The sequence below is a fragment of the Pseudoalteromonas sp. MQS005 genome (assembly GCF_001661605.1).
Taxonomy (GTDB): Bacteria; Pseudomonadota; Gammaproteobacteria; order Enterobacterales; family Alteromonadaceae; genus Pseudoalteromonas; species Pseudoalteromonas tetraodonis.
The window spans coordinates 1-13,725 of record NZ_LYRQ01000020.1 but is presented as its reverse complement, the minus strand read 5'-3'; the positions used below and the strand labels follow the sequence as shown (position 1 = coordinate 13,725).

At 41.4% G+C, this 13,725-nt stretch carries 13 protein-coding genes; 9 read left to right on the top strand and 4 right to left on the bottom strand.

Annotated features, from left to right (window positions below; translation table 11 throughout):
- The first annotated feature begins 12 nt into the window (after nucleotides 1-12).
- Genes mlaD through murA form a run of 5 tightly spaced genes read left to right on the top strand, consistent with a single transcriptional unit; the run spans nucleotide 13 to nucleotide 3,070 of the window.
- A complete protein-coding gene (gene mlaD / locus A9479_RS08845; RefSeq protein ID WP_013463990.1) occupies nucleotides 13-561 on the top strand; it encodes an outer membrane lipid asymmetry maintenance protein MlaD in 549 nt (182 codons plus the stop codon).
- A gap of 5 nt (nucleotides 562-566) precedes the next feature.
- Nucleotides 567-1,247 carry a phospholipid-binding protein MlaC gene (locus tag A9479_RS08840; protein WP_024601339.1) on the top strand — a complete coding sequence of 227 codons (681 nt, stop codon included), beginning with the start codon at nucleotides 567-569 and terminating at the stop codon, nucleotides 1,245-1,247.
- The gene (locus tag A9479_RS08835; protein ID WP_008465119.1) at nucleotides 1,240-1,533 is read left to right on the top strand and encodes a lipid asymmetry maintenance protein MlaB; all 294 of its coding nucleotides are present in this window, start codon (nucleotides 1,240-1,242) and stop codon (nucleotides 1,531-1,533) included. The genes A9479_RS08840 and A9479_RS08835 overlap by 8 nt, the downstream gene beginning before the upstream one ends.
- 5 nt (nucleotides 1,534-1,538) lie before the next feature.
- On the top strand, nucleotides 1,539-1,796 hold the full coding sequence (locus A9479_RS08830) for a BolA family protein (protein ID WP_007378312.1): 258 nt from the start codon (nucleotides 1,539-1,541) through the stop codon (nucleotides 1,794-1,796).
- A gap of 14 nt (nucleotides 1,797-1,810) precedes the next feature.
- Nucleotides 1,811-3,070 (top strand): UDP-N-acetylglucosamine 1-carboxyvinyltransferase, encoded by a 1,260-nt coding sequence (gene murA, locus A9479_RS08825; RefSeq protein ID WP_064663228.1) that lies wholly within the window; start codon nucleotides 1,811-1,813, stop codon nucleotides 3,068-3,070.
- Between the two features lie 274 nt (nucleotides 3,071-3,344).
- On the opposite strand, the gene A9479_RS08820 is transcribed toward murA, so the two are convergent.
- From A9479_RS08820 to A9479_RS08810, 3 genes are all read right to left on the bottom strand, one after another.
- Nucleotides 3,345-4,427 carry a trypsin-like peptidase domain-containing protein gene (locus A9479_RS08820; protein ID WP_013463993.1) on the bottom strand — a complete coding sequence of 361 codons (1,083 nt, stop codon included), beginning with the start codon at nucleotides 4,425-4,427 and terminating at the stop codon, nucleotides 3,345-3,347.
- Nucleotides 4,428-4,514: 87 nt separating this feature from the next.
- Nucleotides 4,515-5,867 carry a Do family serine endopeptidase gene (locus A9479_RS08815; protein ID WP_008465125.1) on the bottom strand — a complete coding sequence of 451 codons (1,353 nt, stop codon included), beginning with the start codon at nucleotides 5,865-5,867 and terminating at the stop codon, nucleotides 4,515-4,517.
- Between the two features lie 122 nt (nucleotides 5,868-5,989).
- Nucleotides 5,990-6,424: a YhcB family protein gene (locus A9479_RS08810; RefSeq protein ID WP_008115546.1), complete on the bottom strand. Its 435-nt coding sequence runs from the start codon at nucleotides 6,422-6,424 to the stop codon at nucleotides 5,990-5,992.
- A gap of 133 nt (nucleotides 6,425-6,557) precedes the next feature.
- On the opposite strand from A9479_RS08810, the gene zapE reads away from it, so the two are divergent.
- Nucleotides 6,558-7,646, top strand: a complete 1,089-nt coding sequence (gene zapE, locus A9479_RS08805) for a cell division protein ZapE (RefSeq protein ID WP_024601625.1) — start codon at nucleotides 6,558-6,560, stop codon at nucleotides 7,644-7,646.
- 198 nt (nucleotides 7,647-7,844) lie between these two features.
- On the opposite strand, the gene gorA is transcribed toward zapE, so the two are convergent.
- Nucleotides 7,845-9,206: a glutathione-disulfide reductase gene (gene gorA, locus A9479_RS08800; protein WP_064663227.1), complete on the bottom strand. Its 1,362-nt coding sequence runs from the start codon at nucleotides 9,204-9,206 to the stop codon at nucleotides 7,845-7,847.
- Between the two features lie 252 nt (nucleotides 9,207-9,458).
- Here gorA and prlC point away from each other — a divergent pair, with 252 nt between their 5' ends.
- The 3 genes from prlC (at nucleotide 9,459) to A9479_RS08785 (ending at nucleotide 13,683) form a co-directional block, all read left to right on the top strand.
- On the top strand, nucleotides 9,459-11,510 hold the full coding sequence (gene prlC / locus A9479_RS08795) for an oligopeptidase A (RefSeq protein ID WP_064663226.1): 2,052 nt from the start codon (nucleotides 9,459-9,461) through the stop codon (nucleotides 11,508-11,510).
- 162 nt (nucleotides 11,511-11,672) lie between these two features.
- The gene (locus A9479_RS08790) at nucleotides 11,673-12,851 is read left to right on the top strand and encodes a PleD family two-component system response regulator (protein ID WP_013463997.1); all 1,179 of its coding nucleotides are present in this window, start codon (nucleotides 11,673-11,675) and stop codon (nucleotides 12,849-12,851) included.
- A 76-nt stretch (nucleotides 12,852-12,927) separates the two neighbouring features.
- Complete coding sequence (locus tag A9479_RS08785) at nucleotides 12,928-13,683, top strand: class I SAM-dependent methyltransferase (RefSeq protein WP_013463998.1); 756 nt, start codon at nucleotides 12,928-12,930, stop codon at nucleotides 13,681-13,683.
- Nucleotides 13,684-13,725: the final 42 nt, after the last annotated feature.

Genomic DNA, 13,725 nt, shown 5'->3' with positions numbered 1-13,725 from the left:
GGGTATTAAATAATGAATTCACGGAAATTAGAAATTTTAGTTGGTTTTTTTGTAGCATTGGGCATTTTGGCATTTTCAATGCTGGCGCTCAAAGTGGCTAATTCGGGTATTAGCGGCTCAGGTGAAACCTACACATTGAACGCCAAATTTGAAAATATAGGATCATTAAAAACACGTGCACCCATTAAGGTGGGCGGCGTTGTTATTGGTCGTGTAGAATCAATTTATGTACACCCACAAGAGTTTTTACCAGTAGTAAATATGAGTATTGATGCGCAGTATTTATGTCGTTTTTCAGATACCAGTTCTATCTCAATTTTAACCTCGGGTATTTTAGGTGAGCAATACTTAGGGATTAACCCTGTGATCGCATCAGATTCAGCTAAACAGCGATGCTTAGGCGAAGATGTAGCGAACAGCGAACAAGATCAAGCCATTGACGATTTATTTGGTGTTCAAAGTAAAGCATTAGCCAACGGCGATTCTATTACAGATACCAAGTCAGCATTGGTACTAGAAGAATTAATAGGCCAGTTTTTATTCAACCAAGGTAGTGAGTAATTATTATGTTGAAAACATTTTTAGCAAGTATCGCATTAGTAACTGTCACGCTAGTACAAAGTGTACATGCCGGTGAAGTGAAATTGACTGATCCTAATAAAATGGTACGTCAGGTTGCTGATAATACCTTTGAGCGTATTACCAAAGACCAGCCGTTAATAACCACTAACAAAGAGCATTTACGGGTCATCGTTGAAGAAGAACTGATGCCGTACATTGACTACAAATATGCTGCACTGAGAGTGTTAGGTAGCGAAGTATCTAAGGTACGCGCCATTACCGACAAAGCAGAAAAAGCAAAAGCAATTGAAGATATTCAGCGTTTTATTGGCGCGTTTAGAGAGTACCTTGTTGCCACTTATGCTGGCGTTTTTACCCAGTATACTAATCAACAAGTTGAATTTGCTGCCGAGCAGCCTTTTAAAGGCAAAGATGTGGTGGTGGTAAAAACCAAAATTGTAGAAGCCGGTAAGCCTGATATTAAAATTGATTTTAAAGTACGTGAAGATAGAAGTGGCGAATGGCGCGCTTACGATATGATTGCTGAAGGCATTAGCTTACTTGATGCAAAACAAAGTGAGCTTCAGGGCATTTTACGCCAACAAGGTATTGACCACGTTAGCGACCTGTTAGAGCAAAAAAGTAAGTTACCGGTTCAGTTTAGAGGCAGTGACACAAATGACTAAATTGGCAATCAGCCAAGTCGATGAACAGCATCTACGAGTCAGTGGTGAATTGACTCATAATTCAATTGGCAATGAACGGCTTCTGAATACCAAGCGACAAACTGAGCATAAAACCCTTTATTTTGACCTAAGTGAGGTGACAAGGGTTGACACAGCCGGCTTAGCTTGGTTAATTCACTCTTTTACAGAATTTAAGCAACAAGGCATTCGCCTTGAATTGCAAAACCCACCTGAACAACTGCAAAACCTTATGCAGTTAGGCCAGGTTACAACCCTATTTGAGTGAGAGTTATGGAAACGAGTCAAGTCGAAACATTATTACGCGACGAACTTCAGTTAGCTGAAGTACATGTAAAAGCCAATGGCAGTCATTATGAAGTAATCGCTGTCGGTGAATGCTTTGACGGATTAAGTCGTGTTAAAAAGCAACAGCTAGTATATGGGCCATTAATGAACACTATTTCAGACGGTACCATTCATGCTGTTTCTATCCGCGCTTTTACTCCGACAGAGTGGAAACGTGAGCAAAAATTCATTTTACCGCAATAAATAAGGCCCCTTAGATGGATCAATTTGTAATTCAAGGTGGCACTTCACTCGCTGGTGAAGTAACTATTTCTGGCGCTAAAAACGCAGCTCTTCCGATTCTATTTGCAGCTTTATTAGCTGATGGCAAAAGTACTTTTACTAACGTACCACATCTTCGCGATATCATCACGACCGAAGCCTTATTAAAAACGTTAGGCGCTGATGTTCAGTGGCAGGGCGATTCACTCATTATTGATGGTGCAACGGTAAATAGCACGTTAGCGCCTTATGACTTAGTAAAGCAAATGCGTGCGTCAGTGCTTGCACTTGGCCCTTTAGTCGCTCGATTTGGTGAGGCACAAGTATCCTTACCTGGTGGCTGTGCTATTGGTGCGCGCCCGGTTGATATTCATATTCAAGGCTTAGAGCGTATGGGCGCTCAAATAACCGTTGAAAACGGTTATATTAATGCCAAAGTAGATGGTCGCTTAAAAGGCGCTGAAGTTTTCATGGAAATGATCAGCGTAGGTGCTACTGAAAACTTACTGATGGCGGCAACGCTCGCCGAGGGTAAAACAGTACTAGAAAATGCTGCCCGCGAGCCAGAAATTATCGACTTAGCCAATTGCTTAATTGCTATGGGGGCTAAAATCAGTGGTGCGGGCTCAAGCCGTATTGAGATTGAAGGGGTTGAGCGTTTATCAGGTTGTGAACACCGCATATTACCGGATCGTATTGAAACAGGTACCTTTTTAGTGGCTGCAGCGATGGCTGGCGGCGAAGTTCTGTGTAAAATGACCGACTTTCATTCACTTGAGCCAGTAATAGAAAAACTACGTGCAACCAATGCGTTATTAGAAGTGCACGATGACAGTATTTATTTAGACATGCGAGGCCGAGAGCTTAAAGCGGTGAATATTAAAACTATGCCTCATCCTGGTTTTCCAACCGATATGCAAGCGCAGTTTACCGCATTAAATGTGGTGGCTAATGGTAGTGCGACGATTACCGAAACTATTTTTGAAAATCGTTTTATGCATGTGCCTGAGCTACAACGTATGGGCGCTAATATTCGCTTAGAAGGCAATACGGCCTTTTGTGGTGAAACAAAAAGCTTATCGGGTGCGCAAGTAATGGCAACCGATTTACGCGCATCAGCGAGCCTTATTCTGACGGGGATTGTGGCTCAAGGCGAAACGGTTGTTGATCGTATTTATCATGTAGATAGAGGCTATCAGCGTATTGAAGATAAGCTTAGTGCTTTGGGTGCCAACATCAAGCGCAGAAGCAATTAGTTATACTAATACGTAACCTGAACTCTGGATAATAAATCTATCTCAAGCAGCTATTTTCAGCGCTAACTGCGTTGAATTTACTTGCAATAGGCTAGCTATTGACGCGTAATTTCGCCTTGTTTTCACTGGAAATCTCTGGCTAGAGAAAAATAAACATAAATATCATTTTTTGATTCAATACGTTAGTAAATCTCTTAACCAGAGTTCAGGTTACATAAAAACGCGATAATCTATCGCGTTTTTTATGTCTAATGCCAAAGTATAAATAAGCGCTTTATAGCTTGGTTTCAAGCTCTGCTACTTTCACCATTATTTTTTGTATTTCACCGTTACGGTAAAGCTCAAATTCAATTTCTTTCCCCGGTTCGGTACTGCCTATTTTTTTCAATACATTTTGTGGATTAGCCACTGAAAGCCCAGCAATTTTAATCACAATATCTTGCTCTTCTATACCCGCCTGCCATGCAGGACCTAAAGGGTCTAGGTTGGTAATACGCATGCCTGCAACAGGCGTTAAGCTATCATTGACCTCTTTGCCTGTACTGTCTACCGCTGTGCCTTCAAAGCCCAAATAGCCGCGTACAACACGACCATGGCGTATAAGCTTACCCATTACCTCTTTTGCCAAGGTGTAAGGCACCGCAAAAAAGATCCCTTGTATATTTAAGTTTTCACGGGTTTTAAACTGGGCAGAGGTGATCCCTACTAAATCGCCATTAGAATTTACCAGTGCACCACCAGAGTTACCTACGTTAATAGCAGCGTCCATTTGCAGTAAGTTATTGTAAGGACTATCGGTAATTTTTTGTTTACCGGTGGCGCTAATGATCCCCTGAGTAATGGTTTGCCCTAAGTTAAGTGGGTTTCCGATGGCTAACACTAAATCGCCTACACTCGAACTGTAGTTATCATTAACGGGTATAACGGGCAGGTGATTGGCATTTATTTTTAATAATGCTAAGTCGGTAATAGTATCAAATCCAATGAGTTGCACATCAAAAAAACGTCTGCCGTCAGTAAGAATAACCAGTATTTGATCGGCATTATTGATCACATGGTAATTAGTCAAAATATAACCGTCAGGTGACATGATCACCCCAGAACCAAGCTCTTGCACCGTATTTTGGCGTTTATAGCGTGGCTCTTTAGAAATGCTTTCTGAAAAAATGGTGACAACCGATGGCGCTGCGCGCTTAACTGCGTCAGAAAAGCTCAAATGACTTGCAGTCATTGCACTGGGTAGCGGCACGTTAGGTAGCAATGCAGTGCGCATGTTAGGGCTAAAAAAAACCACTAAAAAAGCAATGCCTAAACCGGCAAATAGAGGAGGAAGTACAAATTTTAGAAGTTTTAGCACGGTATTCTTATTGTTAGTGAGCAATCCCTTTATGATGGCACAAAAAAAATAACAGCGGCAAGTGCCGCTGTTACTTTTATTGTATTATTACTGAATTAATACAAAAATAGATTCACGTCCGCGTTTCACACCTAACACAATATTACCTTGAATATCTTCGATAATTTTGTTCATGTCGCGAATGCTTTCTACTCGTTGACGGTTTACTTGCACAATAACATCGCCTTCTTCAAGGCCTACTCGTGCTGATGGCGAACGAGGATCGACAGAGGTCACCTCAATCCCTTTCATTTTGTTCTTCTTCACGTTTTCAAGCGTTGCACCTTGGAATGCTGGGTGTAACTCTTCGCCCGCAGCGGTAATGCCTGATGCACCATCAAGGGTTACTTCCACATTTTTAACTTTACCGTCACGGTAAATCCCCAACTGTACTTCGCGGCCTTCACCTAAGGTGGCAATTTTACTGCGTAGCTCATGGAATCCGCTAATTTCACTGCCGTTAATGCTAATAATTACATCGCCTGCTTTAATTCCCGCTTTGCTGGCTGCGGTGTCATCCATTACCTGCATAACATAAGCCCCTTGTTTAACATCAAGCTGCTGTGCTTTAGCAAGACCTGCATCAAGAGGGCGGCCTGAAATACCTAACGAACCACGGCGTACTTCACCATGCTCTACAATTTGATCAACAAGGTTTTTCATCATATTTGACGGAATAGCAAAGCCAATCCCCACATTTCCGCCTGATGCACCTAAAATAGCGGTATTAATACCAATCAGCTCACCGTTTAAATTAACTAAAGCCCCACCTGAGTTGCCTTGGTTTATCGCGGCATCGGTTTGAATGAAATCTTCGTAGCCTTCAATATTTAAGCCACTGCGGCCTAATGCGCTAACAATACCTGAGGTAACCGTGTGGCTTAAACCAAAAGGGTTACCAATAGCTACAGCAAAATCACCGACACGTAAGTCATCTGAGTTAGCTAGCTTTACTGCGGTTAATTCATCTGCGTCTATTTGTAGTAGCGCAATATCAGACTCTTTATCGCTACCAATTTTTGTTGCTTCATATTCGCGGCCATCTTCAAGGGTGACCACCATTTTTTCAGCGTCTTGCACTACATGGTTGTTAGTAACGACATAACCTTTGTCAGCATCAATAATAACTCCTGAGCCTAAACCACTAAACTGGCGCTTTTGGCTACGTGGCTGCGGGTTGCCAAAAAAGAAATCGAGCGGGTCACCGCGTCGGCGAACCTCTTTAGAGCCTGAAACCTGAATACTCACTACACCTGGGGTAATTTGCTCAAGCATAGGGGCAAGTGTTGGTAATTGTTGACCATTAACGGCAACCGGCAATTTAGCAAACGAGGCGGTTGGACTTAGTAATAAGCTAGTAGATAAAATAGCAGCACTGATAAGTGATAATTTCATTTTCATAGTCAGGGTTTACTCCACTTAAAAAGCAAAAGGCTGCAATAAGCAGCCTCAAAAAAGTATATCAGTAAGATAAAACAACAAAGCTGTTATATCTAAAGACTATGGGGTCAAAAAAAAGTTCATCAAGATGCTTTAGAAGTATTCACATCACCAGCAAATAATCCTGATTTACCCGACACATAATCAGCTGGTTGAGCATCGGCGTTTGAGCGATCTGAACTACGCTCTTTTAATGACGCTTGTAACTGCTCTGTGGTTTCTTTAGAGAAAAACGGTTCAGCAGGGGCTTTATTTCTGTCTTCAAGTAATAGTTGATTGGTTTCTTCAACATGGCTTAATAACTGGTCGTAGTTTTCTTTCATTTTGTTTACTAACTTACCAGTGTTCGCTAAATGGTCGGCAACATCTTGACGATACTGCTCAAGCGAATGCTTAGCTTGCTCTGCTTGTTGCTCTAACTCATCTTGTTTAAATTGTTTTTTAGTGACAAAGGCACCAACGAAAAATGCAGCAATAGCAACCACTATCACTAAACCTACCCATGTAAATGTACCCATAAATTCACCTCTATGCGAAAATAACTAAAAAAATTTAGTTCAATAATAATTCATACTAAGTCTAATATACCCTGAGTATTGATGCGTGTTAATATGCTTTACAAATTAAACTGTGTTTTAACTGTAAATAGATATGACTCCTTGGCAAACATACCAGCAAGACCTTCAACGCGATGACTTTGTACATGACGCAGCACAAGAAAATGCAGTTCGTCATTTACAGCGTTTATACGACGATTTAACACAAGCAAAACCACAATCTAAAGGCTTTTTTGCAAAGCTTTTTAATAAAGCAGAGCCAGCTCCCATTAAAGGTTTATACTTTTGGGGTGGCGTAGGCCGTGGTAAAACTTACCTTGTTGATACTTTTTACGAAGCTTTACCGAGCGATAGAAAAATGCGAGTGCATTTTCACCGCTTTATGCACCGAGTACACGACGAGCTTAAAAAGTTAAACAACACAGCAAACCCATTAGAAACAGTTGCCGATATTTTTAAAGCAGAAACAGACATAATTTGTTTTGATGAGTTTTTTGTACAAGACATTACCGATGCCATGCTGCTCGGTGGTTTAATGGAAGCGCTATTTGCTCGTGGTATTGTGTTGGTTGCAACCTCTAATATTATACCTGATGATTTATACCGCAATGGCTTACAACGCGCTCGTTTTTTACCGGCTATTGCCTTAGTGAATAAGCATACTGAAATAGTTAATGTAGATTCCGGTGTTGATTACCGGTTACGTACACTGGAACAAGCAGAAATTTTTCACAGCCCGCTTGATGAGCAAGCTGATAAAAACCTATTTGAATACTTTGATAAGCTCTCCCCTGAGGCCGGTAAAGTAGACACCCCAATTGAAATAGAAGGGCGGATGATCAAAACCCGCAAGGTGTCTGATTGCATCGTTATGTTTGAATTTAGCGAACTGTGTGAAACCGCGCGTAGCCAAGTGGATTACATGGAAATAAGCCGATTATATAACACAGTTATTTTATCAAACGTAAAACAGCTTGGACAAAATAATGATGATGCAGCAAGGCGTTTTATTGCGTTGGTAGATGAATTTTATGAGCGTAATGTAACGTTAATTATCTCTGCAGAAAAACCGATTACCGAGCTCTATACACAAGGCAATTTAAACTTTGAATTTAAACGCTGTATTAGTCGCTTACAAGAAATGCAATCGTTAGAGTATTTAGCCCGAGAGCATTTAGCTTAAAATACGAAGGTTAGCGGGCGACGGGCTGCGGGTCTCGAGCAAAACACCTAACTTCTAAATAAAAAAACCTTGCGATGTTAACCACAAGGTTTTTTTATTTCTCGAACCTCGAACCTCGAACCTCGAACCTCAAACCTCAAACCTCAAACCTCGAACCTCGAACCTCGAACCTCGAACCTCGAACCTCGAACCTCGAACCTATCTCATGGTAACAAATTCTTCCGACCCTGTTGGGTGTAATGCTACAACCGCATCAAAATCGGCTTTAGTCGCGCCCATTTTCATGGCGACAGCAAAGCCCTGAATCATTTCATCAAGGGTGAAACCGATACCGTGTAAGCCCACAACTTTTTCATCATCGCCTGCACACACAAGCATCATGTTACATGCTTGGCGATGCTGAGTAACTGCGGTGTACATAGCCGCAAAGCTTGATTTATATACTTTTACATTTTCTTCGCCGTACTGAGAAATCGCCTCTTGCTCAGTTAAGCCAATGGTGCCGATAGGAGGATGGCTAAATACCACGGTTGGTACTAGGCTGTAGTCCATTTTCAAATCGTTCGGCAATTCTTTATTGAATAAACGCTCCGATAGAGTACGACCCGCTTTTACAGCAACTGGTGTAAGCTCAATACCATTTTCGATAATATCACCCACAGCGTATACATTTTTAGCCGTGGTGTTTTGGTATTCATCTACTTTTACATAGCCGCTTTCGTTTACTTCTACGCCTGCTGCAGCAAGGTTAATTTTATCGGTTGTAGGTGTACGACCAATCGCCCAAATAACCTGATCAACATTTTCGCTGTAACCGTTTTCAAAATGAATAGTTAAGCTACCATCAGCCTCTTTTACCACCTCTTTTGGCGAACACTCAGTGTGCAGAGTAGGGCCTTCTTTTGCCATAATATCAACCAGTGTATCGATAATGTATGGGTCAAAGGTGCGCAGCGGCTTGCTCTTACGAACAAATAAATGGGTTTGTGTCCCTAGGCTGTGCAGTACACCTGCAATTTCTACGGCAATATAACCGGCACCAACAACAGCAACACGCTTAGGTTGTTCGTTCAGCTCAAAAAAGCCGTTTGAATCAATACCGTGTTCAGCACCTGGAATATTAGGAATAGTAGGGCGTCCGCCTACGGCGACTAAAATGTGATCGGCAGTATAGTGCTCGCCATCTACTTCAACAGTTTTACTATCCACAAACTTTGCAAAGCCTTTGATCACAGTTACGCCATTTTTAGCTAAACCATTATCATAGCCTTTGTGAATACGGCCAATATAGGCTTCACGGCTTTCTACTAACTTTGACCAGTCAAAGCCTTTAACTTCAACATCAAAACCGTAATCAGGAGCATAAAGATTAATTGCTTCAGCAACTTGAGCACCATGCCACATTACTTTTTTAGGAACACACCCTACGTTTACGCAGGTGCCACCCATGTGTTTAGCTTCAATTAATGCTACTTTTGCGCCACGCATTGCTGCACGGTTAGCTGATGCAATACCACCACTACCGCCACCAATTGCAATGTAATCAAAATGCTGAGCCATGTTTAATCCTCTAAATATTAATTTAACTTTTCTGTGCCGATGATAGCATATGCGATGAGCAAGTCACTTGTTCGGGGCTGCTAAAATCTATCAAACATCCTTCATCAAACGAAAGATATGCTATTTCAGATCAAGCTGCTAGGTGATCATTTACAGATACACACTCGTTAACTAGTAAAGCAGGTTTGCCCTTGTATTTACGTATTTTGCCCCAACTTAAATTTTTATATTTTGCATAAACCGAGAATCACTATGACCAATGCACATACTAATCCCCTAATCGGGCTTGAAGGTTTACCGCCTTTTTCAAAAATAAAGCCTGAGCATGTTGTCCCGGCACTAAAAAAAGGTATTGAGCACTGTCGCAGTGCAATTAATGATGTATTAGCAAAGCAATCATACACATGGGAAGATTTAGTATTACCCCTTGAAGAAGCTGACGATAAACTATCGCGATTGTTTTCACCGGTATCGCATTTGAACTCAGTAATGAACAATGATGAACTTCGCGAAGCCTACGAGCAATGTTTACCGCTTATTTCTGAATATTCTACTTTTGTTGGTCAGCACCAAGGTTTGTATGAGGCTTATAACGCACTTTATAACAGTGACGAATTTAAAACACTCACTACTGCCCAGCAAAAAACCATTACTAACGCATTACGTGACTTTAAGCTTTCAGGTATTGCGTTAAATCCTGAGCAACAAAAACGCTACGGTGAAATTAGTGCGCGTTTATCAGAGCTTGCCTCAAAATTTGGTAATAATGTGATGGATGCCACGCTTGCATGGCATAAGCATATTACCGATGAAAGCCAATTGGCTGGTTTACCAGAATCAGCGCTTGCATTAGCGGCCGATACGGCAAAAAGTAAAGACTTAGACGGCTGGGTATTTACCCTAGATTTCCCTTCTTATTTGCCGATTATGACCTATGCAGATAATCGTGAACTTCGCAAAGAAACATACACCGCGTTTTCTACCCGTGCATCCGATCAAGGCCCTAATGCGGGAGAGTTTGATAACTCTGCGATCATGAGTGAAGAGTTGGCACTGCGTCATGAGTTAGCACAATTACTTGGCTTTAATAACTACGCTGAAAAATCGTTGGCTACAAAAATGGCAGAATCACCCGCGCAGGTATTCTCATTTTTAGAAGACTTAGCCGCTAAGTCTAAACCACAAGCAGAGCAAGAACTTAAAGAGCTGCAACTATATGCAGAGCAAAAGCATGGTATTAGTGAACTGCAGGCGTGGGATTTTGGTTATTACAGTGAAAAACTAAAGCAAGAAAAGTACGCGATTTCAGATGAAGTCCTTCGCCCGTACTTCCCAGCAAATAAAGTACTGAGTGGCTTATTTGAAACGGTTAATCGCCTATTTGGCATTACTGTAAAAGAAGTCGCTGATTTTGAGAGCTACCATAAAGATGTACGCTTTTTTGAAATTTACGATAGCAATAACACTTTACGTGGTCGTTTTTACTTAGATTTGTATGCGCGCGATCACAAGCGTGGTGGTGCGTGGATGGATGACTGTATGGGTCGAAAAGTGCGCGCAAATGGCGAGCTACAAACACCAGTTGCTTACCTAGTCTGTAACTTTAATAAAGCGATTGGCGATAAGCCTGCTTTGTTTACCCATAATGAAGTAACCACACTGTTTCATGAGTTTGGTCACGGCATTCATCATATGCTTACCCAAGTAGATGCAGCCCCCGTTGCCGGTATTAATGGTGTGGCATGGGATGCCGTTGAGTTGCCAAGTCAGTTTTTAGAAAACTGGTGTTACGAGGAAGAAGCGCTTAGCTTTATCTCAGGTCATTTCGAAACCGGTGAGCCACTACCTAAAGAGTTGCTTGATAAACTACTTGCGGCTAAAAATTATAACTCAGGTATGCAAATGTTAAGACAACTTGAGTTCTCGTTATTTGATTTTAAAATCCACCACGATTACGTGGCAGACAAACCATGTAACATTCAAGCTGTGCTTGATGATGTACGCAGTCGTACCTCAGTCATTAAGCCGCCAGCGTTTAATCGTTTTCAGCATGGCTTTAGTCATATTTTTGCGGGCGGTTATAGTGCAGGTTATTACTCGTACAAATGGGCTGAAGTACTTTCGGCAGACGCCTATTCTAAATTTGAAGAAGAGGGGATTTTTAATCCACAAACAGGCCAAGCGTTTATGCAGCACATTCTTGAAAAAGGCGGCAGCGAAGAGCCGATGACATTGTTTAAAAACTTCCGTGGTCGTGAGCCAAGTGTAGACGCACTACTACGCCACAGTGGCATTGCCGCTTAGGGTCTGTTGACCTTTGCGGATTAAAATATAATTACAAAAGCGCCCCAGTGGCGCTTTTTTATTACCTAAAACACAGTGTTGTTAAAGAATATTTTGAATAAATTTTAGTAGTTTCAACATAGCGTACTATGCTTTGAACAAAGTACTAAAAGGGACTAACGCATGGCAAAGTTAATACTGGCAATTGATGACGATAAATTAATGCACCATATTATTGAAGAGTCTTTAGCTGGGTTTTGTAAAGTGCTCCATGCCAAAAATGGTGAAGATGGCATAAGACAAGCAAACAAGTATAACCCTGATATTATTTTACTTGATGTTGAAATGCCGGGAATGTCTGGATATGAGGTCTGCCAAAGTATTAAACAAAATAAAGCCACAACAGATATTCCGGTAATGTTTTTATCATCCAAAGTAGGGCAGGCTGAACGTATTAAAGGCTTCAGTGTTGGCGGGGCAGACTACATTTTAAAGCCTTTTAACGCACAGGAGCTGATGGCACGTATTAAAATTCTTTATCAGTACCGCAAGCAATGCGCAGCACTGCAGTATGATATAGCAAAGGCCAATAAAACAGCTGAAATGGCGATGATTGAAACCGGTGACATGGGACGCATTATGCGCTTTGTTTGTCAAAGCTACCATGCTGATAATTTAGAACTATTAAGTGAATACTTTTTAGGCTTTTTTACGCCATTACATCTTAATGTCGTGGTTGTTTTTTGGCAAAATAACCAGGGAGTGTTTTATAGCCAAGAGACGGGCGTATGCCCATTAGAGCAAGAGCTACTCATGCAGCATAAAAATGCAGAGCGCTTTGTTGATATTGGTCATAGTACTATTATTAATTACCCTAATATTTCACTGTTAATTAAAAATATGCCAATAGATACGCCATCACTGTATGGTCGCTATAAAGATTTATTTCCGCATATTTTAGAAGTAACTAACGAAAAAGTAGTTACTATACAGCAGCACCAATATCGACTAATGCGCGACAATGAGCTCACCCTTGCTTTTAAAGATATTGTTGCCCAGCTTAAAAATCAAAACGCCATGCAAACGAATGCGATTAGCCAGCTTACAGAGCAGCTCGAGCAACTCCAATCGTTAATGCAAACACAAAATGACTTACCAGCTTCGCAGCTCAATGAGCAAATAACTCAGCTTAGCCATACATCACAGCAGCTGGTTGCAACCACGAATGATTTAGCCTTTATTAAGCACCAACTAAAAACAACTACTCAACAGCGTGATGACTTAATTACTCAAACACAACTAAGTAAACAACAAGCGCAGCCAGAATCTGAGAGTGAAAATAACGATATTGAGTTGTTTTAAACTATACACCTTGCGAACTTCGTATATTGCTGCTGTTTGGGTATAATAGCGGTGAAATTTATCATCGGAGTGTGAAGTGGTTATACAGTGTGCGTTTAAAGAGTGTCGACCTTATTTAAATGAGTTAGAAACACGCTTTGGGCTTGCTCAATGGGCGGAGCAAAGCCGTGGCTTTAGTTTGCATTACGATGATAAAGGGCTAAGCCTATATAAAACTGATGAGCCTAAACTAGGTGCAATTAACGTAGACTTTGTAACTGGTGCCGTTGCACATAGGCGTAAATTTGGTGGTGGTAAAGGGCAATCAATTGCTAAAGCCGTTGGTCTTAATAAGGGCGCAACGCCAGTGGTACTCGATGCAACCGCAGGGCTTGGACGTGATGGTTTTGTTTTAGCCTCGCTAGGCTGTAAAGTGATTTTGCATGAGCGCCACCCCGTGGTTGCCGCGCTGTTATATGACGGTTTACAACGTGCTTATAACGATAGTGAAATTGGCCCATGGATGCAGCAAAATATGAGCTTAATATTTGGCTCAAGCCATACCTTACTTGCTCAATGTGACAGCGTGCCCGATGTAGTGTATTTAGATCCTATGTTTCCGCACCGTGAAAAATCAGCACTGGTTAAAAAAGAAATGCGCGTATTCCAAGAATTAGTAGGTGGCGATACCGACGCCGATGATTTACTCGAGTTTGCCTACCCCCTTGCCAGCAAACGTGTTGTAGTTAAACGCCCCGATTACGCACCATTTTTAAATGATAAAACCCCAAGCATGCAAATCAAAACTAAAAAGAACCGCTTTGATGTATATGTAAAAGCCGCGATGATTTAGGTTAAAGGTTAAAGGTTAAAGGTTAAAGGTTAAAGGTTAAAG

Bases quoted from the DNA above. Each gene is read 5' to 3' on its own strand.
- mlaD (WP_013463990.1), top strand. From the start codon at position 13: ATGAATTCACGGAAATTAGAAATTTTAGTTGGTTTTTTTGTAGCATTG.
- A9479_RS08840 (WP_024601339.1), top strand. From the start codon at position 567: ATGTTGAAAACATTTTTAGCAAGTATCGCATTAGTAACTGTCACGCTA.
- A9479_RS08835 (WP_008465119.1), top strand. From the start codon at position 1,240: ATGACTAAATTGGCAATCAGCCAAGTCGATGAACAGCATCTACGAGTC.
- A9479_RS08830 (WP_007378312.1), top strand. From the start codon at position 1,539: ATGGAAACGAGTCAAGTCGAAACATTATTACGCGACGAACTTCAGTTA.
- murA (WP_064663228.1), top strand. From the start codon at position 1,811: ATGGATCAATTTGTAATTCAAGGTGGCACTTCACTCGCTGGTGAAGTA.
- A9479_RS08815 (WP_008465125.1), bottom strand. From the start codon at position 5,867: ATGAAAATGAAATTATCACTTATCAGTGCTGCTATTTTATCTACTAGC.
- A9479_RS08810 (WP_008115546.1), bottom strand. From the start codon at position 6,424: ATGGGTACATTTACATGGGTAGGTTTAGTGATAGTGGTTGCTATTGCT.
- zapE (WP_024601625.1), top strand. From the start codon at position 6,558: ATGACTCCTTGGCAAACATACCAGCAAGACCTTCAACGCGATGACTTT.
- gorA (WP_064663227.1), bottom strand. From the start codon at position 9,206: ATGGCTCAGCATTTTGATTACATTGCAATTGGTGGCGGTAGTGGTGGT.
- prlC (WP_064663226.1), top strand. From the start codon at position 9,459: ATGACCAATGCACATACTAATCCCCTAATCGGGCTTGAAGGTTTACCG.
- A9479_RS08790 (WP_013463997.1), top strand. From the start codon at position 11,673: ATGGCAAAGTTAATACTGGCAATTGATGACGATAAATTAATGCACCAT.